Below are 21,610 nucleotides of genomic sequence, written 5' to 3' on the forward strand. Positions count from 1 at the left end.
CTTCTGGGAAAGCAATGGCGCATGGCCGCGACGCCATAGCCTGCCTTCATGCCTCACCACGCGCAGCGTCGAACGCTCCGAGCCCACATCGGCGCCATCAGATCGGCCGTCACACAGGCAAGTGAAGCTGCAGCCGCAAAGGCCTACTGCAGGTTGCCCCCTCGTTCTGGAAGCGCCAGCGAGGCCATCCGCGCGTCCCACGGCAAGACGGCCCAGCTCGCGGTCGTGACCTTCAACCAGCCCAAGCTCCTGGAGTGGCAAATCGAGTCACTCCACGACTACTTCAGCGACTCGTACACGTTGCTCGTGGCCGACAATTCAACCGATGCAGACTCAAGCCGTCGCATCGAGGACATCTGCGCCAACACAGGCGTCACCTACATCCGGCTACGCCCCCGTCCGCGGCTGGCTCAGGCCGGCGGCTCGGCATCTCATGGCCTTGCCCTGAACTGGCTCTACACGAACGTTCTGCAACATTCACAATCGGAATACCTCGGACTCTTGGACCATGACATCTTTCCGATCGCGCCCGTCAGTTATGCCGAGGTCGTGGGCCGTCAAGGGGCCTATGGCCACTTTCAGATGGCCTCAGCGTTGCCCTTCTACTGGCCCGGCCTGCACTTCTTCGCCCCTGACTATTTCAGCGGTGGAACGCCGAACTTCCTACCAGGGACACTTGGCGGCGCCTACGGAGACACAGGCTCACGCAACTGGAGGGACTACTACTCTGCGCTCGACCTGTCTCGTCTCGAAACATTCACGCAGGAGGATGTGCGGATGGATGACCCAAGCACCCCGTTCATCAAGACCGGGGACTTGACCACATTCGTCAGCGAGGCATTCACACTTTTTGACGGGGACTGGGTTCACATGATCAACGGCTCCAATTGGGCGCCGTCGGATCAGTCGTCCAAGTTGCGACAGCTTCAGGCGGTCTACCTCCGCGACCGCGGTCCCGCGGCGGGAGAGGCCGACGTCAGGGACTCTGCCCCGTCCGACGCCTAGGCTGGGGTTTTGCCAGCCACCCGCTGCTCCACCGTCCGGCTGGTCGTGCTCGGTGTGCCGGTCGCGGTCGAGTGCTTTGGGTCGCGGCGCGAGACCCTCGCGGATGCCGTCCATCTGGCGTGGGCGTGGTGCACGACCACGGATGATGTTGCCCCCGTCGTCACCGTGCAGGCGATGCTCGATCCCGATCCTGGTGTCCTGGCGGAGGCGAGCGCAGCCGGGATGGTGGCCCACTCCGACGAGGCCGTCATGGAGGACTGGCTCACCCCGCACATCACGCGAGCCGCCATGGAGCACCTCGCCGGGCAGGTGCTCATGCTTCATGCCTGCGTGGTGGCCCATCCCGTGACAGGCGCAGCCGCGGTGCTGGTCGGCCGGTCCGGAGCCGGCAAGACAACCCTCGCGCGGTCACTGGGCGCCCGGCTGGCCTACGTCACTGATGAGACCGCCGCGATCGAGGCCGACCACGGCATCAGACCGTTTGCCAAGCCCCTGTCCCTTCACCGCGATGGGGGCTCCCTCAAGGTCCAGCTGGCTCCCGACTCGCTTCACCTCACGGCACCCGGTCCCGGGCCGCTGCGAGCGGCTGCGGTGGTTCTTGTCAACCGCGATCCCGGCCACGTCGGGCTACCGACGGTCGAGTCGGTTCCCACACTCGAGGCGCTGTCGTCCTTGGCCGAGCACACGTCTCACCTGAAGCGGTTGGAGGCACCCCTGCATCGCCTCGCTCACCTGCTGGCCGCGTGCGGAGGGCTCCAGCGACTGACCTACCGGGAGGCCACGGACGTCACGGCTCTGGTCAGCTCGCTCGTGGAGGCCAGGTGAAGGCCAGGCGAGGACTCGTCCACGACGTGTTCGTCGAGGGCGACCAGTGCGCGGTCTATGCCGGCGACCAGGTGGTCGTGCTCTCGCCGATCGCGACGACGGTCTTGCTGCAACTCGATGAGCACTGGACTCCGGTGCCTGAGCTCGTTCGTGCTGTCGAGTCGATCTACGGACCTCCCCCGCAAGGAAGCACTGCCGACGCCGTGGCCAGGATCATGGAGGAACTCAGTAGCGCCCACATCGTGCAATTGCACGCGTTCGGCCTCTGACCTGCGGGTTCGCAGTTAGGCTCGGATTCTGGCAGGGGGTCAGCCGTCGATCCTCTGCCTCACCTGACCCGGGGAGAGCGTCATGACGACACACGAGCAGGATGCCACGACTGCCAGGCGCAGGCCGGGCATCAACCGCCGCACCCTGATGCGCACCGGGGCTCACGCCGCTTGGACAGTGCCCACGGTGCAACTGGTCACCCAGTCGCCGGCCATGGCAGCTTCTGGCGCCGCCGCAGTGAACGTGACCGCGACGAACAGCGGCTGGACCGGCGCAGACACCGCTGCTGCGCGGTTCGCTGTGACCACAATCGTGTCCAATGTGAACACCCAATCGACGGTCGACCTCAAGGTCACCTACACGCTGCCTGCTGGCGTGACCGCCGTTGCCACTGCCCCAGCAGGATGGACCGTGGAGTCGGGCAACGGCTCCAATGTCATCGTCCTCGACAAGATCGATCCACAGCTGGGAGCTGGCGCGTCCACGGGACCGTTCGTCGTCACGTTCGACCCGGTGGACACCGCCGTAGGGAACTCGATTCTGGTCAATCTCACCGCCAGCCCCGGCGGCGCCGGCACCCCGGGCTCCACGACCACCACCGTCGCAGCCAGCCCCCCGGTCCTCAGCATTCAGAGCCCCCCCGTGAGCTGGATTGCCAATGGCCAAGCAAGTCGGACGATGGATCTCAGTGCGGAAGTGATTCAGAACACGGGCTTTCAACTCACTGCTGGTCTCAAGGTCGTCATCTCTTGGTCGGCAGCCCCGCTTCCCGCCGCACTTCCCAATGTGGACACTGCAGCCCCCGGGTGGACAGCGAGCCTCACCGGCCCCCGCGAGGTCACATTCACGGCGGACTCTCAACTAGGTCGCAACCAGACTCTTGGCTTCGACGCCAAGATTCGTCTGCAAGGGAATGGCAATCCCGGCTCTTACTCCCTCCAGATGGTGGTGAGCGCAACCAATGCCACGAGCGTGACCACCACTGTTACGGGTTGACGAGCATCACTTTGCTCGAAGTCGCTGGGTCGACATCGTCCATGTCGTCGAACTCGTCGTCATCGTCGGGGTGTGCCTCGGGTTGAGGCAAAGGCAGGGCCAGGAGGACGAGGAAGAACGGGATCATGAGCACCCGCTGCCGGGAGAGGATCCCGAAGTTCCCGAACCCCGAGAAGGCCCAGATGAACGCCGATGTGAACACGAGGCAGAACACCACATAGGGCGCTCTCCGCAGGATCCCGGGGAGGCGACGAATGCGCGGCCAACCACGCACCGTCAGCCCGAGCAGGAACAGACATTCGAGACTCTGCACGATCATCTGGGCGTTGCCGGCCTCCCACACGAAGGGCCGAAATAACACGGTGAGCACGGCGAGCGGCATACCCCACACGGATGACACGGGAACCGCCGTGAACGTGGATCCACCCTGGGACGTCTGCCCGTTCGTGGCCTCGACCGTCTCCGAGATGGCCTGCCAGCTGAGGTCATCGGTGCCGAGGAACACGGCCGACTGCGAGGCCAGAATCCAGGCGGCCGCGCCGAGCACGAGCACGCCGGTGGCTTTCTTGAGGATCCCGGTGGGCTGGTCGTCCGCCGGGCGGAACAGCTGGGCCACGAGAAGAGCAGCAAAGAGCAGCACCGTGATGTGGGGGCGGACGAGTGTGGTGCCCGCGGCCCCGATGACGAGGAGCACCACGGCGCCGGAGCGCGCGGCGAAGAGCCGAGCTGCGCCCAGTGCGGTGACCCCGACGAACAGCAGCAGCCACGCCTCCTTCCCGATGCTCGAGGGCCAGTAGAGCATCGAGGGCAGGAACATGACCAGCACGGCATACCGACGCCCATCGGCTCTCGGAAGGGCGATCCGGAAGGCTCGCAAGAGCAGGTACTGCCCCCAGAACGCGAGCGTCGCGAACACGAGGAAGCCGGCCAGGGGTGACGGCCCGATGACGGTGTAGACCGCAGTGGTGATGAGCTCCATGTACTGCGTGCCCTGCTTGCCGCCCCATTCCCAGACAAAGGCCCCCTGACGCCAGAGGTGGTGCTGTGTGGCGGCATACCTGTTGTAGCGTTCGGCGTCGGCCGCACCGCCGTAGACGACGTAGGCGACGAAATACCGGAGCAGGGCGCCGACCAGTTTGGCGCCGAAGGCGGCCATGAGCAGGGCGAGCAGCCACGGCTCGGGCGCCGATCGAGCCACTCGCGCGATGACAACGACATTGACGGCCACGAGCAGGGGCACGACGATGACGGCGCCCCACAGGTTGTAGGAGTTCCCCTCGAGCGCCCAGGCGAACACCAGCGCGATCGCGCCTGCCAGGAGGACACTGAGGGCCACAGCACCGAGCCGGAGGGCCGAACGGGTCATCGACAGCTCAGGCGGACGTCGTGCGGCGGTCGCGACGACTCTCGGCCCCGGGTTCGGACTCTGCGGGGTGCGGCGGTGTGCTGGATCCGTCCGTCGTTCCGCGCCGTCCAGGGAGAACGCGCCGGATGCCCTTGCTGCGTTCGGCGTCGTAACCCTGCCCATAGCCGCTGCCATAGCCATAGCCGTAGCGGCCAGCGCCCCTCGTCGGCGCGCCCACGATCACGACCCCGGTCACCGGGACGTGGAAGCGGCCGAGCAGCTCCGCGACCCGACGACCCGCAACGTCCGTGATCCTGCCGTGGCGCACGACCACCACCACCGTGTCGACGACGGGCAGCACATCGAAGACGTCGCTGGCGGCCAGCAACGGCGCCGTGTCGATCAGCACGACGTCGGCCAGATCGCGGAGCTCGGCGATCAGTCCCCCCATGAGGCTGGCCAGGGAAGCGGGGTGGGACAGGCGGGTGCCGGCCGTCATGATGCGGACCCCGTCAATGCTCGTCGGTCGGATCAACGCCTCGAGCGACGACTCGTTGTGGCGGCTCAGGTAGTCCGAGATGCCGGCACCCTGCGGGACGTCGAAGAGGGTGTGCGTGTCCGGCGAGCGGAGGTCGGCGTCCAGGACGAGCACGCGTTGTCCGCTTTCTGCAAAGCTCACGGCCAGGTTCGCGACGGTGGTGGTCTTGCCTTCTGCCGGGTGCGCGGACGTGACGAGCACGACGCGGGCCCCCTCGAGCTGGGTGGCCGGCCCGTCGAGCAGGTGACGTGGTGCGCTCCCGACCGAGAGTCGTTGGCTCGCGGTGTGAACGATGGCGGTTCGCGCGCCGCGATAGGCGTCGGCATACGGACTCAGCGGTTGTTCCGCCACGCCAATGGTCTTGTCGCGACGCTTCGTGCGACCCAACCTGGGGACCTCGGCGACGATCGGCAGAGCAAGGGCAGCAGCGATCTCCTCGCGGGTTCGCAGCCGCGAGTCCAGGCGGTCCAGCACCAGCGCCAGCGCAAGCCCCAGAAGCAGTCCCAGAACGGCGCTGAGAGCCGCCCGCACCGGCCGACTCGGGGGGACGACGAAGCCTCCGCCGTCGGCGTTCGGGATCGGGGACGCCGACTGGAGGACGGTGATGCCGACCGTGCCCGTCCCTGGCCGAGGCGTATCGAAGAAGGACACCGCCTCGTCCGCGAAAGCGTTGGCAACGGCCGCAGCCCGTGCGCCATCAGATGCCGTCGCCGACACCGTCAGCGCGGTGGCAATGAATTCGGGTTTGACCGTCAGCCCAGCGGCCAGGAGCGCAGGATCGCCCGGGTAGCCCAACCGTTTCGCCGCACCCCTGGGGATGTCCCCCGTGGTGAGAAAGAGGGCAATGCGACCCAGTTGGCTGTTGACGTCCTCGGTTCGCTCCACGAGGAGGGTGGCCGTGGCTGTGTAGCTGCCCGTCGACCTCGTCACCTCGGGATGGGCCGGCGTCACCGTCCACATGACGGCTCCAGCGACCACCGCGCAGAGCGCGATGACGAGCCAGCGACGTCGAAACGCCTTCAGGTAGTCATTGAGCGTCATGCAGTCTCTCCCCGCCGCTCTCGACGAGCCGTCGGCCCTACGAGCTAGTGCAACAACACCCCAGGGGTGTGAACCTGAAGGCCGACCTTATCCGACCAGGTGCCTCTGACCTGCCGAAATGGCAATCAGGCCAACCGATTGGCGTCTCGCGGCCGGGGTCAGGCGATGCCGAGGTAGTGCTCGAGGCCAACGGTGAGACCGGGGTGCTCGCCGACCTTGCGGACCGCTGCGATGACTCCGGGCATGAACGAGACCCGGTCGAACGAGTCGTGCCGGATCGTCAACATCTCGCCGGTCTGTCCGAACAGAACTTCCTGGTGTGCGACGAGTCCGCGCAGACGAACCGAATGCACGGGTATGCCGTGTGCCCGCCCTCCGCGTGCTCCCTCGGGATCGCTCGTGGTCGCGTCGGGGACGTCGGCGAGGCCAGCCTGTGCGCGTGCGGCGCCGACTAGCTCGGCCGTGCGGGCAGCCGTGCCAGAAGGTGCGTCCACCTTGTCCGGGTGGTGCAGCTCGATGATCTCGACGGACTCGTAGAACTCAGCGGCCTTTTGCGCGAAGGCCATCATGAGCACGGCTCCGATGGCGAAATTGGGCGCGATGAGAACTCCGACACCGGGATGCTGCTCGAGGCGCGCGGTAAGGTCAGCGAGCTTGTCCTCTCCCCACCCCGTCGTCCCGACGACAACGTGGACGCCTTGGTCGACACAGTGCGCGACGTTGATGGCCGAGGCGTCGGGGACGGAGAACTCGACGACCACGTCAGCACCGGCGAGGTCGCCGAGGTCGTCACCCATGTCAAAGCGGCCTGCGAGTTCGAGACCCTGCGCCGCCTCGACGGCCCGACACACCTCCGAGCCCATGCGTCCGGATGCACCGATGACCGAGACCTTGGTGACACTCACCCCTGAACTCTAGTGGCGGCCCTCAGACGTTCGTACGAGCAGTGTCCCGCGTTGACTGAAGCCGTCGCGTCACTCACGGCTCACCCCCGTCACTCGGGTGCGGCCCTTTGAGCGTGAGGCCGGCGACGAGCGCCACCGGCAGGATGAGGCTGGCCAGACCCAGCGACGCGATGAACCATGCAGTCTCGCCGGAAGCCAAGGTCACGAAGACTACGACGGCGACCCAGGCGACCACCGTGACAACCAACGCAGTTCGAGACTGAGCCAAGGGTCCGCGTGCGACCGGGTCTCGGCGCAGGGCGCGGTTGGCAGTGGCGACGGCGGCACACGCCAGAGCTGCCACGAGGGCCAGGACCGCGGCCCCCACGAGGAGCCCCTGGACCTCGGCGGGCGCCGTCCGGGCGAAGAGTGCGCAGCCCACGGCGATGAGCCCGCACAGTCCCGCCGCCCAGAACGAAGCCACGCCGCGAACCTGAGCGGCCTGGCGTGCCGTGGTGAGATCCATGACCACGACCCTGTCAGCCGAAGGTCGGCCAGGCGCCCTCGGGGTAGTCAGAGAGCTTGTTCTTGACCCCGTCCAGGTCGCTCTTGGCATTGATGGACAGCGCGACGAGGGCTGCCGTGCCGACGAGCAGTGCGGAGATGAAGGTGATCCAGCCAGCCAGGGCGGATGGGGGTGTCGCCGGAGCGCCAACGACCGTCGCAGCAGCGGCAGCGGCCACGATGTGGAAGATGATGAGGGCCGCGATCGCGGCGACGACCCCCACCCACCACACGATGATCCCGGCCCCGACCTTGACGAGTGAGGTGGCGATCACCTCGGCGAACTGCGTCGAGACACCGCCGATGGCCTTCTCCTGCTGGCCCAGACGGTCCACGTAGCTTTGCGCGGCGGAGCCCTTCCACGTCGTGTCGACGTCGAGTTGGCCCTTGGTCGCCAGCCCGGATCGTGCCGAGACGGGACTGCCCACGTGTTCTCGCCACTGCGCGGCTTGAGAGAAACACAGCCATGGAGCTCCGAAGACGTTGAGGTGCTTGGACATCCAGTCGACCGCCTCCTGCCACTTGGGCACGACCTTGTCATTCCAGAAGTTGGCGATCTTCTCGGCCAGCCAGCCGAACCACTTGCCCACTTCCTTCAGACCGCGGTTGAAGGCCTCGAGGAGCACTTGGGCCTTTTCCATCAACCGGTTCCACGTGTCCACGAGTTTTGCCCAGATCTCTTGCGGTGTCATCGATCTCCCCTATTCGACCGGCGCCCAGAGGGCACCAATGGCGGCCCGTGCGGCCTCGTCGTCCGATTCGTACTGCTTCTTGACGTCGCGCAACGTGGTGGCCATCTTGTTCGTGGCCGTGCTTCCACCCTTGACGAGCGTGACGACGAAATCTTGCAGCTCTGTGTAGGAGCTGTTGTAGCCGACCATGTCCGCCACGACCGACGTCGTGTTCGTGCTGACGTCCAAACCACCAGCAGTCACCGCCGCAGCGGCGAGCACGTCGTGGGTGGCGTCCCAAATCTTGGCGTCGTGTTCGAGCGCGGCGCGTTGCACTTCAAAACTCATGAATTTCCCCTTGGATCAGAACTCGGCGGCAGCGGTCAGTGACCAATGCCGAGGCGTCGGTGGAGGTAGTCGGGGTCGCCGAGGCGCTGAAGCTCCGCCGTCCCTCGGGCAGCGACCTCTTGGGTGTGCGAGAAGTCCGTGAGCGCTGCGTTCTGCGCGTCGGTGATGGTTGCCAGCACCAGTCGCCCGATGTTGGCCGGGTGACTTCGTCGCAGCCACCCCTCACTCAGGGTCAGCGACTCCAGGCTGCCCGTCGCCGAGCACACCACCTTGACCTCCCCCTGGAAGCTGGAGATCTCGTGCTGCCGCGAGGCGCCCGCCGTCACCTCGGCGATGGTCGAGTCCAGCTCGTGCTCAACCTCGGACCAGACCTCGAGCAGGCGCTCCAACACCTCGACCTCGGTGACCGAGTCGCCACCGGCAAACTCGGCGACCTCCGACTGCAGCTGGGTCGGGAACGGTCGGGTCTGAGGCTCGGGGAGTTCCATCGCGACCTCGAGGTGTGAGTTCCATTCCTCCACCTGGGAGACCCCTGCACCCAGGTAGGCCTCGAGGATGGCTGGCCCCAGTTCGGCAGTGGTCAGGCTCTGCGCCCAGACGTGACTGACGACGATGGACATCACGCGGCCCTGGCCGTCGATCCGCACCCGAACCAGACCCTCGGCCGAGGATGCCTCCTGCTCCTGCGCCGCCGGCATCGATTCCAGACGCTGCAGGGTGCGGTCCATGTCTTCTCGTGCTTCGTGCAGTCGTTCCGTGCCTTCGTCTTCCATCGTGCTTCCCCTCACGCCGCCGGATCGATGTCTGCAGCCTGCCTCTCCCGGTCACGATCAGCAATGGGGAGGCCTCCCCTCAGCAGTCGAGTGCGCACCGGACGAGTCGTTCACCTTCTGTTCACTTTCCTGCTATCTTTGGGTGAACAGAAGGTGAACGACCTGCCGGCTCGCCGTCGATGTCGTCACCACCGCAGGTCCTCACAAGGAGTCACCCATGAAGAAGGTCGCCACGACCGCCACGGGTCCGGCCTGCCTGACGATGCGTTGGGTGCCGGTCACGAAGGACGGTCGCACGCAGATGGAGATGCGCTGGAGCGCACCCGCCAAGGTCAGCCGCGTCCCCCAGGTCGCCTGACCCACCACACCGCGTCGAACTGCCCCCGCCGAGATCTCGGCGGGGGCAGTTCCGTCTCTGCCAGAACCTGTGGATGGCGACCAACGAACTCGCGTGCCAACTGGCACACTGGCTCACCTGGGGGGCCAGGGAGGGTCCCCGACGTCTGAGGGGATCGGGTTGTGAAGAGGGTTCTGGGGATTTTGCTTGCCTTCGTGGGGCCGGTGCTCGCCGCGGCAGGCATCGCGGGCGTGCTGCTGATCGGGAGTGACGACACCGTCGACTCCCCCGCCACGACCCTCAAGCTGGGTGACGCCAAGGCGGTCGTGTCGACGCCGAGCCTGCTCGCCTTCACGAACACGACGATGCGACTGACCGCCGAGAGCTCGGACGGCACGGTGTTCCTCGGCCAGGCCCACCCGATCGATGCCAGGAGTTATCTCGCCACGTCCTCGACCTATGCGGTGACGAAAGTGGACACGTCCGGCCTGAGCGGTGAAGTGGTCAAGGGCGACCCCAAGACCGCGCTCCCCGACCCGACGAAGCAGGGATTCTGGACTGCCAGGGCCACTGGGACCGGCAAGCAGACCCTCATGCTCGAACTCGACGGCACGCCCACTGAGTTCGTCATCATGCCCGTAGGCAAGGGCGGCGACCTGACCGTGACCAGCGGGATCCAGGTCAAGAACGGTTTCACCCTCTCCCTTGCCGCCCTCGTCGTGGGCGTCCTCGCGCTCTTCGCGGGTCTGCTCCTGCGGCGCCGACGCAGAGCGGTGGCAGAGTCCGGCTCCGAGAACGGCCCAGTCGCGAAGGCGACTGCCGCTGCCGGGGATGAGGTCGACCGGGCCACTGAGGTCGACGCACCGGCCACACCGTCGGGCACGATGGGCCGGGTCTTCACGCTGGGCGTGATCAGCGCGCTGGTGCCCGCACTCGCGGGATGCGGCGTCGTACCCACCAAGGTCGACGCGTGGAAGACCTCCGAACTCACCAAACCTGCAATGGCCAACCAGGCCGAGGCCCTCGCCGCCATGAAGGACCTCGATGCACGCAGCGCGACGTCACGCGCCGCGATCGCCACGTCGTACGACGCCAAGCAATGGTCCGCAGTGCGAGGGGGTCCCCTCCTTGCCACTGCCGTGCTCGGCACCCAGTTCGACCAACTCGTGAAGGACCACTCGGTCGCCAAGGTCTCCTTCACCGTCCACGACGCCTACCTGCCTGCGTTCAGCTCGTACCCGATGTTCGCCATGGTGTCGGGCACCGAGACGATCAACAGGGAAAAGCCGAACGAAGCGCTTCAGGTGATCACCCGCTCGTCGGTGACGTCACCGTGGGTACTCGTCGGAGCCACCACAGCTCAGCTCAAAGGCCTGGCTGCGCCGGCTGCGTCGGGGACGCCGAGCACGCTCACGCCCGCTGACCTCAAACAGACGAAGGCGGCAGTCGACGGCCTCACCTCGCAGATCAACACGGGTAAGGGCTCACCGGCTCTCCCCAAGGAGCTGGGCGAGTACTTCGCCGGGCTGCGCACACCCACGCAGGGGTCTGCCACTCTCAAGGCCGAGCCCTGGAACCCCACCAAGGATCTCGTGTCGCCCGACGGCTCGGTGCAGGCAGTCAAGACGACCACCGGCCAGCTCGTCGTCGTGAGTTACAACCTCTTGGTCACCCAGACGGCGAAAGCGGGCTACGTCTTCCTCGACGACCCCAAGAATCAGTACCGCACGGTGACGGGCCAGACGGGCGACCTGGAGACGGTGCTCAACCGGTACGCCCTGATCATCACCATGCAACTCGACAAGAACGGCAAACCCAGCGTCATCGGCGACAGCGCTTACTACGTGCGCTGACCTGACCAGATGCGGGCCAACGTGTTCAGGTCAGCGGCAACGTCCTCGCGGTAGGCGTTGTAGAACGGGTCGAAGGGTGTGCGCATGTGGTACGCCCTGATGGTCTGGGCCTGCACCGACACGAGCGTTCCGCTGGCCCGTGAGAAGAAGTCACGGTGGTCCACCATGCGCAGTCGCTCGTCCCAGCGCACGGCCTGGATCGACGGCGTGCGCGCGAGATAGAGCTGAGGCGTCTTGGGCACGACCGGCAGGCCGTCGATGAGGGTCCCGAAGGGCACTTTGGGATCTGCCGCGCCGGCAAAGAGCGCGTCGGCGCCCGCAGCCACCGCACGCCAGCGTGGGAGATCAACCCGCGTGAGTGCCACGAGGTCGACGTCGTGGTGGTCATCGAGGAAGTTCAGCGCCGCGACGATGTCGCTCGCCGGCGTGAAGACGACGTCGTCGTCCGTCACGAAGACGTACTCCGTCTCGACCGCATCCAGGGCTGCGTTGCGACCGACAGAGACCCCACTGTTGAACGGCATCGCGATGACGTCGATCCCGGGCCCGAGATCTTTCGCGGGCACACGTGAGTCGTCGGCGACGACGATCCGGCCGTCGAAGACCGTGCGCACACTGGCGAGGCACCGACGAAGGACGTCCGGCCGTTCGAAGGTCTTGACGGTCATCGTCACCCGTCGAGCCACCTCGGCCCGCTCGTCGCTCGTCAGCCGTCCGAACTGCGCTCGGTCGACCTGGCGCACGAGTGCCACCTGAGAGCGTTCCGCGCCGCGATAGGCCAGCCGCAACGGCCCACCGAAGCGCCCCCGCATCACGCGCTTGACCTGCTGAGTGTCCACGAGCCCCGTCCCTTCGACCCTACCGACGCTCATCATGACGCACCCGGAAAGCCGACGGGGCGGCATACCAAAAGGTATGCCGCCCCGTCGCCGTACGTGCGTACGTGCTGCTTCAGATCACGCGTCGCCGAAGGCGTCGCCCGCGTCCGAGCGCTGGCCGCGACCGCGACCACCACGACGGCGGCTGCGCTGGCGGCGCTCGCCACCCTCACCATCAGTGTCGGACTCGCTCGACTCGGTGGTGTCGCCACCCTCGGTGTCGCCGTCCTTGACCGGAGCGTCGTCGGAGTCGTCGTCCTCGGGAGCGTCGTCCGAGGCCTGAGCCGCAGAGTCGTCGTCAGCGAGAACCGCACCGAGCGACAGCTTGCCGCGCGGGTCGATCTCCTTGAGCTCGACCTGGACCTTCTGGCCCACGGCGAGAACGTCCTCGACAGCGTCGATCCGCTTGCCACCGACGAGCTTGCGCACCTCGGAGATGTGCAGCAGACCATCCTTGCCGGGGAGCAGGGAGATGAACGCACCGAAGGTCGTCGTCTTGACGACGGTGCCCAGGAAGCGCTCACCGATCTCGGGCATCTGCGGGTTCGCGATGGCGTTGATCGCTGCGCGAGCCGCTTCGGCCGAGGGACCGTCGGTGGCACCGATGTAGATGGTGCCGTCGTCCTCGATGGAGATCTGGGCGCCGGTCTCGTCCTGGATCTGGTTGATCATCTTGCCCTTCGGGCCGATGACCTCACCGATCTTGTCGACGGGGACCTGCACCGAGATGACGCGAGGAGCAAACGGGCTCATCTCGTCGGGGACGTCGATGGCCTCGTTCATGACATCGAGGATGTGCAGGCGAGCCTCGCGGGCCTGGGTCAGCGCGCTGCCAAGGACCTCGGCGGGGATGCCGTCGAGCTTGGTGTCGAGCTGGATGGCCGTGACGAACTCGCGCGTGCCAGCAACCTTGAAGTCCATGTCGCCGAACGCGTCCTCGGCGCCGAGGATGTCGGTGAGCGCGGCGTACTGCGTCACACCGTCGACCTCAGCGGAGACGAGGCCCATCGCGATGCCGGCCACCGGCGCGCGCAGCGGCACACCAGCGTTGAGCAGCGACAGGGTCGAGGCGCAGACCGAACCCATGGAGGTCGAGCCGTTGGAGCTGAGAGCCTCAGACACCTGACGGATCGCGTAGGGGAACTCCTCGCGGGTCGGGAGGACGGGCATGAGCGCACGCTCGGCGAGCGCTCCGTGGCCGATCTCGCGACGCTTCGGCGAACCCACGCGACCGGTCTCACCAGTCGAGTAGGGCGGGAAGTTGTAGTTGTGCATGTAGCGCTTGCGCGTCACCGGCGACAACGTGTCGAGCTGCTGCTCCATGCGGAGCATGTTGAGGGTCGTGACACCCATGATCTGGGTCTCGCCACGCTCGAAGATTGCCGAGCCGTGCACGCGCGGCAGGACCTCGACCTCGGCGCTGAGTGCGCGGATGTCGGCGAGGCCACGGCCGTCGATGCGGACCTTGTCCTTGAGGATGCGCTCACGGATGAGCTTCTTCTGCACGGACTTGTATGCCGCGGACAGTTCCTTCTCGCGGCCAGCAAAGGAACCGGACTCGCCGTCTGTGCCCGCAAGGGCGGCTTTCATGGAGTCCTTGATCTCGTCGAGACGATCCTCGCGCTCCTGCTTGCCCGCGATCTGCAACGCGGCAGCGGCGTCGGAACCGACCTTGGCCTCGACAGCGGCGTAGGCGTCGTCCTCGTAGTCGAGGAAGATCGGGAACTCCTGGATCGGCTTGGCAGCCTTGGCAGCCAGGTCGGCCTGTGCCTCGCACAGGACCTTGATGAAGCCCTTGGCTGCCTCGAGGCCCTGGGCGACGACGTCCTCGGTGGGAGCAGTCTTGCCCTCGTTCTTGACGAGGTTCCAGGTCTGCTCGGTGGCCTCGGCCTCGACCATCATGATGGCAACATCGCTGCCGTCGTCAACAATTCGTCCTGCGACAACCATGTCGAAGGTCGAACGCTCGATGTCCGAGAACTGCGGGAAGGCGACCCACTGGTCGTTGATGAGCGAGACGCGCACGGCACCGATCGGGCCCGAGAACGGCAGGCCAGAGATCTGGGTGGACGCGGACGCCGCGTTGATGGCGAGGACGTCGTACTGCGCGTCCGGGTTGAGCGCGAGCACCGAGATGACGACCTGGACCTCGTTGCGCAGACCCTTCTTGAAGGTCGGGCGCAGCGGGCGGTCGATCAGACGGCAGGTGAGGATCGCCTCGGTGGAGGGGCGGCCCTCGCGGCGGAAGAACGAACCGGGGATCTTGCCCGCGGCATACATGCGCTCTTCGACGTCAACGGTCAGCGGGAAGAAGTCAAAGCCTTCACGCGGGTGCTTTCCAGCGGTGGTGGTGGAGAGGAGCATCGTGTCCTCGTCCAGGTAGGCGCTGACTGCGCCTCCGGCCTGCTTGGCCAGGCGCCCGGTTTCGAACCGGACAGTGCGGGTGCCGAACGAGCCGTTGTCGATGGTGGCTTCGGCGAATGTGATCTCAGGACCCTCCATTGGGTCCTCCTTTTCTGTCAGTTTCATCTGTCCACGTGCATCGTCGTTGTGCACGGGCGTGCTTCGTGTCGGTCAGTCCGGAGTGGATCTGGCCAACACATCCGAAAGAGCGGCCCTCCAAATAGGAGAGCCGCTCCGACGGAAGTCGTGGGTTCAGCGTCGCAGGCCGAGGCGCTTGATCAGCGAGCGGTAACGCTCGATGTCAATGTCCTCCAGGTAGCGGAGGAGACGACGGCGCTTGCCGACGAGCAGCAGCAGGCCGCGACGGCTGTGGTGGTCGTGCTTGTGCTCACGGGAGTGCTCGGTGAGATCGAGGATGCGCTGGGTGAGGAGCGCGATCTGGACCTCGGGCGAACCGGTGTCGCCCTCGACCGTGGCGTACTCGGACATGATCTTCTGCTTGACGTCTGCTTCCAAAGGCATGGGCGAGGAGACTCCTTCTGATGTGGTTGCGCGGCGCTTCCGGGCTGGTTCACCGGGGCACTCTTGATCCGCGGCCGATGTTCACGGCGAGACAAGATTAGCAGCGGGCTCCCCCCACCCCTAATCCGGAACTCCACCCGAGGCGGCCGCGCGGTCCACTACAGTCCGGCACCATGCAGCAGACCGAGGTCGACGGCGTTCCCACCTTCTGGGAGCAGGGACCCGAACCGTTCAGTGCCACCTTGATCTTCTTCGCGGGAGATCGCCACGAGACGTTCCGCACCCGCGGCGTGGCCCACCTCGTCGAGCATCTCGTGATGTCGACCCTCCCTCGGGATCACCTCGACAAGAACGCCTCCGTGGACGTCGACGCCATGCGCTTCTACGCGACCGGTCCGCGTGACGAGGTGGTCGCCTTCCTTCACGGGGTATGCCGTGCGCTCACCTCCCTGCCCCTGGATCGCCTTGAGCGTGAGCTCAAGGTCCTGGCGGCCGAGGATGGTCGATCGTGCGAGCCCCACCTCGGTTGGGCCCTCGCTGTGCGCTCGGGACCCGTGGGCGCGGGACTGCTCGGCGAGCTCGACCGGGAGGGGCGCGTGCCGACCGCCGCGCATGCCCTCGAGTTCGCGCGCACCCACTGTGTGGCCGACAACGCCGTGCTGGTGCTGTCAGGCCCTGTGCCGGATGACGTGCACCTCGACCTTCCGAAGGGCATGCGCGCCGTGGACACCGCGTGGCGCCCCTCGCCGTTCGAGGCCCCTGGCCTGATCGCCGGCCAGATCCCCGTCGTGGCCCTGTCCTATCTGGTTCCCGCCACGACCGAGGCCCAGCTCGTCGAACACATCCTCGTGGGTCGCATCGAGGAGAAGGTGCGCCACGACCTCGGTCTGGCCTACGAGGTCTCGCTGGACGGATGCGTCGTCGACCACGAGGTCGGCCTCGTCAGCATCGCCACCGATGGGGCCGAGGAGGACAGCGACGAGATCGTCCACGCCGTGTGGTCAGAACTGGCCGATCTGGCTGTCAACGGCCCGACCGCGGAGGAACTGGCGCACGAGAAGGCGGGCTTCGCGGCATACCTCGACGACCCGCGCACCGTCATGTCCGTCCTCGAGGGCTCCGCCCTGCGCTACTGGCGCTTCGGCGCCGTCCCGAGCCGCGAGGAGCTCCGGAGTCGCTATGAGGCGGTGACGGTCGAGCAGATCCGCGACTGGGCTCGCGCGGCGAAGGAGAGCGCAGTCATCGGCGTTCCCGAACTCCCCAAGAACCCGCTCCCTGCAATCGTGGACCGGTCTGAATGGGAGTTCCCCAGTCGTGAACCCATCGCCGGGCAGCGCTTCAAGCGCCGGCTCACTGCGGTCGTGCCCCCTCGGGATCTCGCCGTGCACGCAGGGGCCGAGGGCATCACGGTGACGGCCGCTGGGACGACGATCGGCGGTACGTGGGCCGACGTCGTCGGCGTCGGCCGCGCGGACGGGTTCCGGTTCCTCCACTTCGCCGACGGTGCCAGCGGACCGTTGTGGGCCAAGCACGTCAAGGACGGAGACCGACTCCTCGCGCTCATCGATGAGCACACGACTGAGGTCGGGTGGGAGACGACGGTCGACGCTGCCCTGGACCTCGACTAGGTCCCTGCGCGCTCCGGCTCAGAGGGCGCCCGCGCGGACAGGGGCCCCGACGAGCGCCGGGACGATGACGGCAAGTGCCTCATCGATGTCGTCGGCACAGGCACGCGCAGCGGCCTTGCCCCTCTTGTAGGGGTCCGCGACGTCCCACGCGAGGCTGTCCGGCCGGGCGATGGCGAGCGCCCCGTCGAGTGCCTCGAGCCCGCCGCCCACGGTGTGACTGCGCTCCATCGCGTCGGCAAGTTGGTGCAGGCCGAAGACCTTGGCCACGTGCTCGGGCCAGCTCTCGGCGATCCGCAGACGCTGGGCGAACTCAACCGTGATGACGACGTCTGCCGCTTCGAGGATCGCCGCCGAGAGTGAACGGCTCACGTGCCCGTTGCCCTCTCCTCCGCGACTGACGAGCTCGGCAGCCATGGCGCGATCCATCCCCTTGCCGGGATGCCCCGGCACTCCCGCACTGGCGAACCGCAGGCCAGCCTCGGGTGGTCCGGCCTCCATGAGCGCGGCGCGGCGCTCTGCGTAGGGAGAACGCGAGATGTTGGCCGTGCACACGAAGAGCACACGCAACGGCTCCTCGACACGATGGGCTCTGGCTCTCACCACGTCAGGCTAACCGCGTCGACCGGCCGCGCCAGAGTGTTCGGCTGGATAGGGTTCGAGCAGGTCAGCGGGCTTCCGCGCGCCATGGTCACGAGGGAGGGCACCACCTGTGGAAGACGTGCATCGTCTGCACGGCCTCGGTGCTGTCGTCGAGGTGCGCTGCACAGGTGAGGCCGCTCCCGATCTCCGCGAGGCCCTGACCATCGCGTGGTCGCGTTGCCTCGACGCCCCGCACGAGTCCCCCGTTGATGCCCCACCTCTTGAGGTGCGGCTCGATGACGTGTCAGAACTCCCCCGACGGATGATGCTGACCACGCAGCAGGTGACCAAGAACCTCATCCAGGCGCGAGCTGGCGACCTCCTCATGTTCCACGCCGGTGCGGTGAGTGACCCAGAGACGGGCCGAAGCCTCGTCTACATCGCCCGCGGCGGCACGGGGAAGACCACCCTCAGCCGGCTCCTCGGCAAGCGCCTCGGATATCTCACCGACGAGTCGGTCGGCATCGACGCAGCCGGGGTGATCCACCCCTATCCCAAGCCCCTGTCGGTGAGACGCGCGCAGACCCCGAAACTCAAGGACGAAGTCTCACCCGATGCCCTGGGTCTGCTCCCCGCACCGAAGATCTCCCACGTGAGCAGGCTCGTGCTGCTCGACCGGCAGCCCGGGCTCGCCTCTGCAGACCTCACCGACGTTCCGTTCATGGATGCCGTGATGGCCATTGTCGAACAGTCGTCGGCGTTGCCCGAGCTGCCCCGACCGCTTCAACGGTTGGCGGAACTCATCGACGAGATCGGGCCGGTGACTCGCCTGCGCTACAGCGAAGCCACCCATCCTGAGGAGTCGCTCATCGCTCTGGTCCAGGAGGCGTCGTGAAGGTGCAGCGTTGGGAAGCGACCGATGAGCTCCTGCGCGACGGCGAGGCGGCCATCCTCATCCGGGGCAACGTCGTCCGCCTCACCGAGCTGAGCACTGTCATCTACCTGCTCACGGACCGGGCGATCGACGTGCGCGATCTGGCCGACCAACTCGAATCCCGCTTCGGCGTGCCGACGGACGACTCCACCCTGAGAAAGACAAATGATGCCGTAGCGGAACTCATCCGCTACGGCATCCTTCGTCGGGCCTGACGCCAGGCGTCGGACTTTCTGTCAGCGAGAAATCAGGGCTGGCAGTTGGTGCACGGAGGCGTTGATGCGAACGAGAACGGCATCGTGAACCAACCCTCGCCAGGCGGGTTGGTCGGGGGGGCGGGCGTGTACGGGTGGTCCGGGTCCGCGCCCTGAACAACCGTGTGTCCCCACGCCATCACGAGACGACCGACGGCGTCGGTGTTGGCGCTGTTGGAGTTCGTGCCAGCGTTGACGATGATCTGGACACTGCCGCCGGCGGGCACGAGGAGAGCTGCCGGGAGTGGAGTGCCGATGGCACCACCGGTGTAGAGCCGGGCGGTGCTGTACGCGAACGGCACCGACGAGGTCACCGCGAAGAACGGGTCCAACGTGCCGTCGACCGTCGGGTAAACATAGAGATTGATGGCCGTGGGGTTGTTGATGGTGACAAGGAAGGTGTAACCCTTCACGAAGCCGTACTGGTTCTGGCAACTCGCACCCGGCTGCTTGCAGGCGTTGGTGATGACACCATTCGGCCCGCCCGCGGACGTGGCGTACGCCGGCGTGGCGACGACGAGCGGCACGGCGGGAATTGCCCATGCTGCTCCCTTGGCGATGGTGCGACGCGAAACGCGCCGGTCCTCGCGCTGTTCAGTCATGGAAACTCCCCTGGGGTTTTGATCATTGGGTTTGAGCCTCAAGTTAGCACCGCCACGGAGGCCCTCAGGGCGGTTTCGGCGAAGAACCAGCCCCTTGGCTCCACAACCTTCAAAAATAGGCCCTGACCAGCACGAACGGGTGGTATAGGGACTAGTCACTACGGGTGGTCAACAGGCCTCGGAAGACGAGCTCCTGAAGGTACTTCTCCACCGCGTCCCCGACCTCACTGGGCATCTTTCCCACGAGGGCGCCCACCGCACCCACGACGTCCTCTTCCCCATCTGCCGCGAGCACCCAGATCGCCGCCGAGATCCCTTCCAGGGCGACCGGTGGCCCATCGGGAAGGGGCATGAGGAACACCTGCGGCGCATCGACGTCATCCGGGACAACGAAAGCCAGTCGGGGTGGCACCGCGAAGGAACTCACGGGCGTCTCCGGGTGCGCACGGCCGAGCCCAGCATCCGCGTCACCTCGCGCGCCCCGCGCCGGGCACTGTGCGCGTAGGCCGCAGCCACCTCACCACGAGTCGGTGGCCTCCCGAGGGTGGTCTCCATCCGATGGCGGTTGGGCACGACGAGCCGCACGGCGGTGCGCACCCCTGCCCGTCTCGTCGGTGCGGCCCGGATCCGAGCCATCCAGAGTTGGGCGCGCGAGCTCTCCCCGGTCGACAGCACCCGCCACAGGTCGTAGCCACGTTCGCCCACGTGCTCATGGAGCGTCCCGGTGCCCGCCGCGAGCGCGAGACCGGCTCCGATCTCGCCGGCGAGGTCCGTCACGCTGCGGCGCTCGTCGTCGGTGGCGTCCCGCCAGCTGCGTTGGATGTCAGGGTGGTTGAGGTCGCCGGCGCGCGTCGCGTGGACGATGAGCACGAGTCGCTGCGCGGCGAGCGATGGCACAGCACACGGCATACCGGCAAGGTCTGTGTTCGATCGGTCGACCCAGAGCCGCTCGAAGGCGGCGGCGGACTCGCCGTCGATGCCCGGGAACCGGCGGTGGACGTCGACCGGGGCGAGGAACGGGTGCACGAGAGTGGACGCATGCTCGAAGGCGGACCCGTCCTCGAAGCGGTACTGCGTCCGCCAGCCGTGCTCGTGCATCGCGGCGATGAGGCGCTCCACGTGCGAGGGACGGACCAGCACGTCGGCGTCGATGCTCTGCCGGGTCGCGCCCCCCAGGCTGTCGTCGACGGCCGGGCCCTTGATGTGGAGCAGGTCGACACCATGGTCGTCAGCGAGCGCCTGAAGAGCCGCGTGGGAGAAGCGAATCCCCACTGACCAAGGCATCGTCGCGGCATCCACAACCCGACCCTACCGAGTCACGGATGCCCCTGTCCGCCCGGTGGTAGCGTGCGGAAAACGGGTGCATCTGGGTGCGCCACCGCCTCAACATGGGGGATACACGTGAAGGTCGTGGTGACCGGCGGCGCCGGATTCATCGGTTCCAACCTGGGCCGGGAGCTGCTCGCTCGGCCCGAGATCGACGAGGTCGTCGCGATCGACAACCTGTCGACGGGTTCGCGAGCCAACCTCGAGGGCACCGACATCACCCTGCTCGAGGGCACGATCCTCGATCCAGCCGCTCTCGACGAGGCCTGTGCGGGGGCCAGTGCCATCGTGCACCTCGGCGCGCTCCCCTCGGTCCCCCGCTCCGTCATCGACCCGCTCGCCTCCCACCACGCGAACGCCACCGGAACCCTTGAGGTGCTCCAGGCCGCCCGTCGCGCCGGTGACCTCCACGTCATCTCGGCATCGTCGTCGTCGGTCTACGGCGCCAACCGCGAGCTCCCCAAGCGCGAGAGCATGCGCACGGCGCCGATCTCTCCGTATGCCGTGAGCAAGCAGGCGACCGAGGCCTACACCTTGTCGTTCGGTCACACCTACGGCATGCCGACGCTCGCCTTCCGCTTCTTCAACGTCTACGGGCCGCTCCAGGCCGCTGGCCATGCGTATGCCGCGGTGCTGCCGGCGTTCATCGATGCGGCCCTGCGTGGGGTGCCGCTCACGATCCACGGCGACGGCGAACAGACCCGCGACTTCACCTACGTCGGCACCGTGACCCGGGTGATCGCCGACGCCGTCGTCCGGCGCGTCAATGATCTCGAGGCGATCAACCTTGCATTCGGCAGCCGCACCTCGCTCAATGTCGTGGTCGACGAGCTCGCCGACATCCTTGGCGAGCGCCCTGCCGTGGAATACGTCGAGACCCGGGCCGGCGACGTCCGCGACTCGCAGGCCGACAACGCGCGCCTGCTCTCACACTTCCCCGACGTGGCTCCCGTTCCGTTGCGCGAGGGACTGCAGGCGACCGTCGACTGGTTCCGCACCCTGCCCGACTACCGCAGCTGAGCTCGGCGGCAGCC

General features: G+C 66.9%; 24 protein-coding genes. 10 read left to right on the forward strand and 14 right to left on the reverse strand.

What is annotated here, in order from left to right; translation table 11 throughout:
• Nucleotides 1-48 precede the first annotated feature (48 nt).
• The 4 genes from JNB_RS20280 (at nucleotide 49) to JNB_RS05295 (ending at nucleotide 3,096) form a co-directional block, all read left to right on the forward strand.
• A complete protein-coding gene (locus tag JNB_RS20280) occupies nucleotides 49-1,005 on the forward strand; it encodes a glycosyltransferase family 2 protein (RefSeq protein ID WP_148232320.1) in 957 nt (318 codons plus the stop codon).
• A gap of 9 nt (nucleotides 1,006-1,014) precedes the next feature.
• On the forward strand, nucleotides 1,015-1,830 hold the full coding sequence (locus JNB_RS05285; RefSeq protein WP_050766580.1) for an ABC transporter ATP-binding protein: 816 nt from the start codon (nucleotides 1,015-1,017) through the stop codon (nucleotides 1,828-1,830).
• Nucleotides 1,827-2,099, forward strand: coding sequence for a PqqD family protein (locus JNB_RS05290; protein WP_009775386.1), 273 nt, complete (start codon nucleotides 1,827-1,829; stop codon nucleotides 2,097-2,099). Before JNB_RS05285 ends, JNB_RS05290 begins: the two co-directional genes overlap by 4 nt.
• An 82-nt stretch (nucleotides 2,100-2,181) precedes the next feature.
• The gene (locus tag JNB_RS05295) at nucleotides 2,182-3,096 is read left to right on the forward strand and encodes a hypothetical protein (RefSeq protein ID WP_009775387.1); all 915 of its coding nucleotides are present in this window, start codon (nucleotides 2,182-2,184) and stop codon (nucleotides 3,094-3,096) included.
• On the opposite strand, the gene JNB_RS05300 is transcribed toward JNB_RS05295, so the two are convergent.
• The 7 genes from JNB_RS05300 to JNB_RS05330 form a co-directional block, all read right to left on the reverse strand.
• Nucleotides 3,086-4,462, reverse strand: a complete 1,377-nt coding sequence (locus JNB_RS05300; RefSeq protein WP_009775388.1) for a hypothetical protein — start codon at nucleotides 4,460-4,462, stop codon at nucleotides 3,086-3,088. The two genes, JNB_RS05295 and JNB_RS05300, sit on opposite strands and share 11 nt — an antisense overlap.
• Before the next feature lie 7 nt (nucleotides 4,463-4,469).
• Nucleotides 4,470-6,020 (reverse strand): CpsD/CapB family tyrosine-protein kinase, encoded by a 1,551-nt coding sequence (locus JNB_RS05305; RefSeq protein ID WP_009775389.1) that lies wholly within the window; start codon nucleotides 6,018-6,020, stop codon nucleotides 4,470-4,472.
• Nucleotides 6,021-6,178: 158 nt separating this feature from the next.
• Nucleotides 6,179-6,925, reverse strand: a complete 747-nt coding sequence (gene dapB / locus JNB_RS05310) for a 4-hydroxy-tetrahydrodipicolinate reductase (protein ID WP_009775390.1) — start codon at nucleotides 6,923-6,925, stop codon at nucleotides 6,179-6,181.
• 73 nt (nucleotides 6,926-6,998) lie between these two features.
• Nucleotides 6,999-7,430, reverse strand: coding sequence for a hypothetical protein (locus tag JNB_RS05315; protein ID WP_009775391.1), 432 nt, complete (start codon nucleotides 7,428-7,430; stop codon nucleotides 6,999-7,001).
• A 13-nt stretch (nucleotides 7,431-7,443) separates the two neighbouring features.
• Nucleotides 7,444-8,160, reverse strand: coding sequence for a hypothetical protein (locus JNB_RS05320; RefSeq protein WP_148232321.1), 717 nt, complete (start codon nucleotides 8,158-8,160; stop codon nucleotides 7,444-7,446).
• Nucleotides 8,161-8,169: 9 nt separating this feature from the next.
• A complete protein-coding gene (locus JNB_RS05325) occupies nucleotides 8,170-8,487 on the reverse strand; it encodes a hypothetical protein (RefSeq protein WP_148232322.1) in 318 nt (105 codons plus the stop codon).
• A 35-nt stretch (nucleotides 8,488-8,522) separates the two neighbouring features.
• A complete protein-coding gene (locus JNB_RS05330) occupies nucleotides 8,523-9,215 on the reverse strand; it encodes a hypothetical protein (RefSeq protein WP_040883618.1) in 693 nt (230 codons plus the stop codon).
• Nucleotides 9,216-9,477: 262 nt separating this feature from the next.
• Between JNB_RS05330 and JNB_RS21640 the strand changes: the two genes are divergently transcribed.
• Both JNB_RS21640 and JNB_RS05335 read left to right on the forward strand, forming a co-directional pair.
• On the forward strand, nucleotides 9,478-9,618 hold the full coding sequence (locus JNB_RS21640; RefSeq protein ID WP_009775395.1) for a hypothetical protein: 141 nt from the start codon (nucleotides 9,478-9,480) through the stop codon (nucleotides 9,616-9,618).
• A gap of 161 nt (nucleotides 9,619-9,779) precedes the next feature.
• On the forward strand, nucleotides 9,780-11,450 hold the full coding sequence (locus JNB_RS05335; protein ID WP_148232323.1) for a hypothetical protein: 1,671 nt from the start codon (nucleotides 9,780-9,782) through the stop codon (nucleotides 11,448-11,450).
• Here JNB_RS05335 and JNB_RS05340 read toward each other — a convergent pair.
• The 3 genes from JNB_RS05340 to rpsO form a co-directional block, all read right to left on the reverse strand.
• A complete protein-coding gene (locus tag JNB_RS05340) occupies nucleotides 11,438-12,289 on the reverse strand; it encodes a glycosyltransferase family 2 protein (RefSeq protein WP_040883619.1) in 852 nt (283 codons plus the stop codon). The two genes, JNB_RS05335 and JNB_RS05340, sit on opposite strands and share 13 nt — an antisense overlap.
• Before the next feature lie 117 nt (nucleotides 12,290-12,406).
• Nucleotides 12,407-14,830, reverse strand: coding sequence for a polyribonucleotide nucleotidyltransferase (locus tag JNB_RS05345; protein WP_009775398.1), 2,424 nt, complete (start codon nucleotides 14,828-14,830; stop codon nucleotides 12,407-12,409).
• Nucleotides 14,831-14,983: 153 nt separating this feature from the next.
• Nucleotides 14,984-15,253, reverse strand: coding sequence for a 30S ribosomal protein S15 (rpsO, locus tag JNB_RS05350; protein WP_040883620.1), 270 nt, complete (start codon nucleotides 15,251-15,253; stop codon nucleotides 14,984-14,986).
• 173 nt (nucleotides 15,254-15,426) lie between these two features.
• Here rpsO and JNB_RS05355 point away from each other — a divergent pair, with 173 nt between their 5' ends.
• Nucleotides 15,427-16,881: a pitrilysin family protein gene (locus JNB_RS05355; RefSeq protein ID WP_009775400.1), complete on the forward strand. Its 1,455-nt coding sequence runs from the start codon at nucleotides 15,427-15,429 to the stop codon at nucleotides 16,879-16,881.
• 18 nt (nucleotides 16,882-16,899) lie between these two features.
• On the opposite strand, the gene JNB_RS05360 is transcribed toward JNB_RS05355, so the two are convergent.
• Nucleotides 16,900-17,481, reverse strand: a complete 582-nt coding sequence (locus JNB_RS05360) for a low molecular weight phosphatase family protein (protein WP_148232324.1) — start codon at nucleotides 17,479-17,481, stop codon at nucleotides 16,900-16,902.
• Nucleotides 17,482-17,590: 109 nt separating this feature from the next.
• On the opposite strand from JNB_RS05360, the gene JNB_RS05365 reads away from it, so the two are divergent.
• Together JNB_RS05365 and JNB_RS05370 are read left to right on the forward strand one after the other, a co-directional pair.
• Entirely contained in the window at nucleotides 17,591-18,355 is a 765-nt protein-coding gene (locus tag JNB_RS05365) for a hypothetical protein (protein ID WP_009775402.1), read from the forward strand.
• The gene (locus JNB_RS05370; RefSeq protein WP_009775403.1) at nucleotides 18,352-18,609 is read left to right on the forward strand and encodes a hypothetical protein; all 258 of its coding nucleotides are present in this window, start codon (nucleotides 18,352-18,354) and stop codon (nucleotides 18,607-18,609) included. Before JNB_RS05365 ends, JNB_RS05370 begins: the two co-directional genes overlap by 4 nt.
• A 32-nt stretch (nucleotides 18,610-18,641) precedes the next feature.
• Here the strand turns inward: JNB_RS05370 and JNB_RS05375 are convergent, their stop codons facing one another.
• From JNB_RS05375 to JNB_RS05385, 3 genes are all read right to left on the reverse strand, one after another.
• Complete coding sequence (locus JNB_RS05375; RefSeq protein WP_009775404.1) at nucleotides 18,642-19,250, reverse strand: hypothetical protein; 609 nt, start codon at nucleotides 19,248-19,250, stop codon at nucleotides 18,642-18,644.
• A gap of 151 nt (nucleotides 19,251-19,401) precedes the next feature.
• A complete protein-coding gene (locus tag JNB_RS05380) occupies nucleotides 19,402-19,677 on the reverse strand; it encodes a hypothetical protein (RefSeq protein WP_009775405.1) in 276 nt (91 codons plus the stop codon).
• Nucleotides 19,674-20,549, reverse strand: coding sequence for a nucleotidyltransferase family protein (locus tag JNB_RS05385; RefSeq protein ID WP_237700619.1), 876 nt, complete (start codon nucleotides 20,547-20,549; stop codon nucleotides 19,674-19,676). The genes JNB_RS05380 and JNB_RS05385 overlap by 4 nt, the downstream gene beginning before the upstream one ends.
• A 102-nt stretch (nucleotides 20,550-20,651) precedes the next feature.
• Here JNB_RS05385 and JNB_RS05390 point away from each other — a divergent pair, with 102 nt between their 5' ends.
• A complete protein-coding gene (locus tag JNB_RS05390; RefSeq protein ID WP_009775407.1) occupies nucleotides 20,652-21,596 on the forward strand; it encodes an NAD-dependent epimerase/dehydratase family protein in 945 nt (314 codons plus the stop codon).
• Nucleotides 21,597-21,610 lie beyond the last annotated feature (14 nt).

Source organism: Janibacter sp. HTCC2649 (assembly GCF_000152705.1).
Classification (GTDB): Bacteria; Actinomycetota; Actinomycetes; order Actinomycetales; family Dermatophilaceae; genus Knoellia.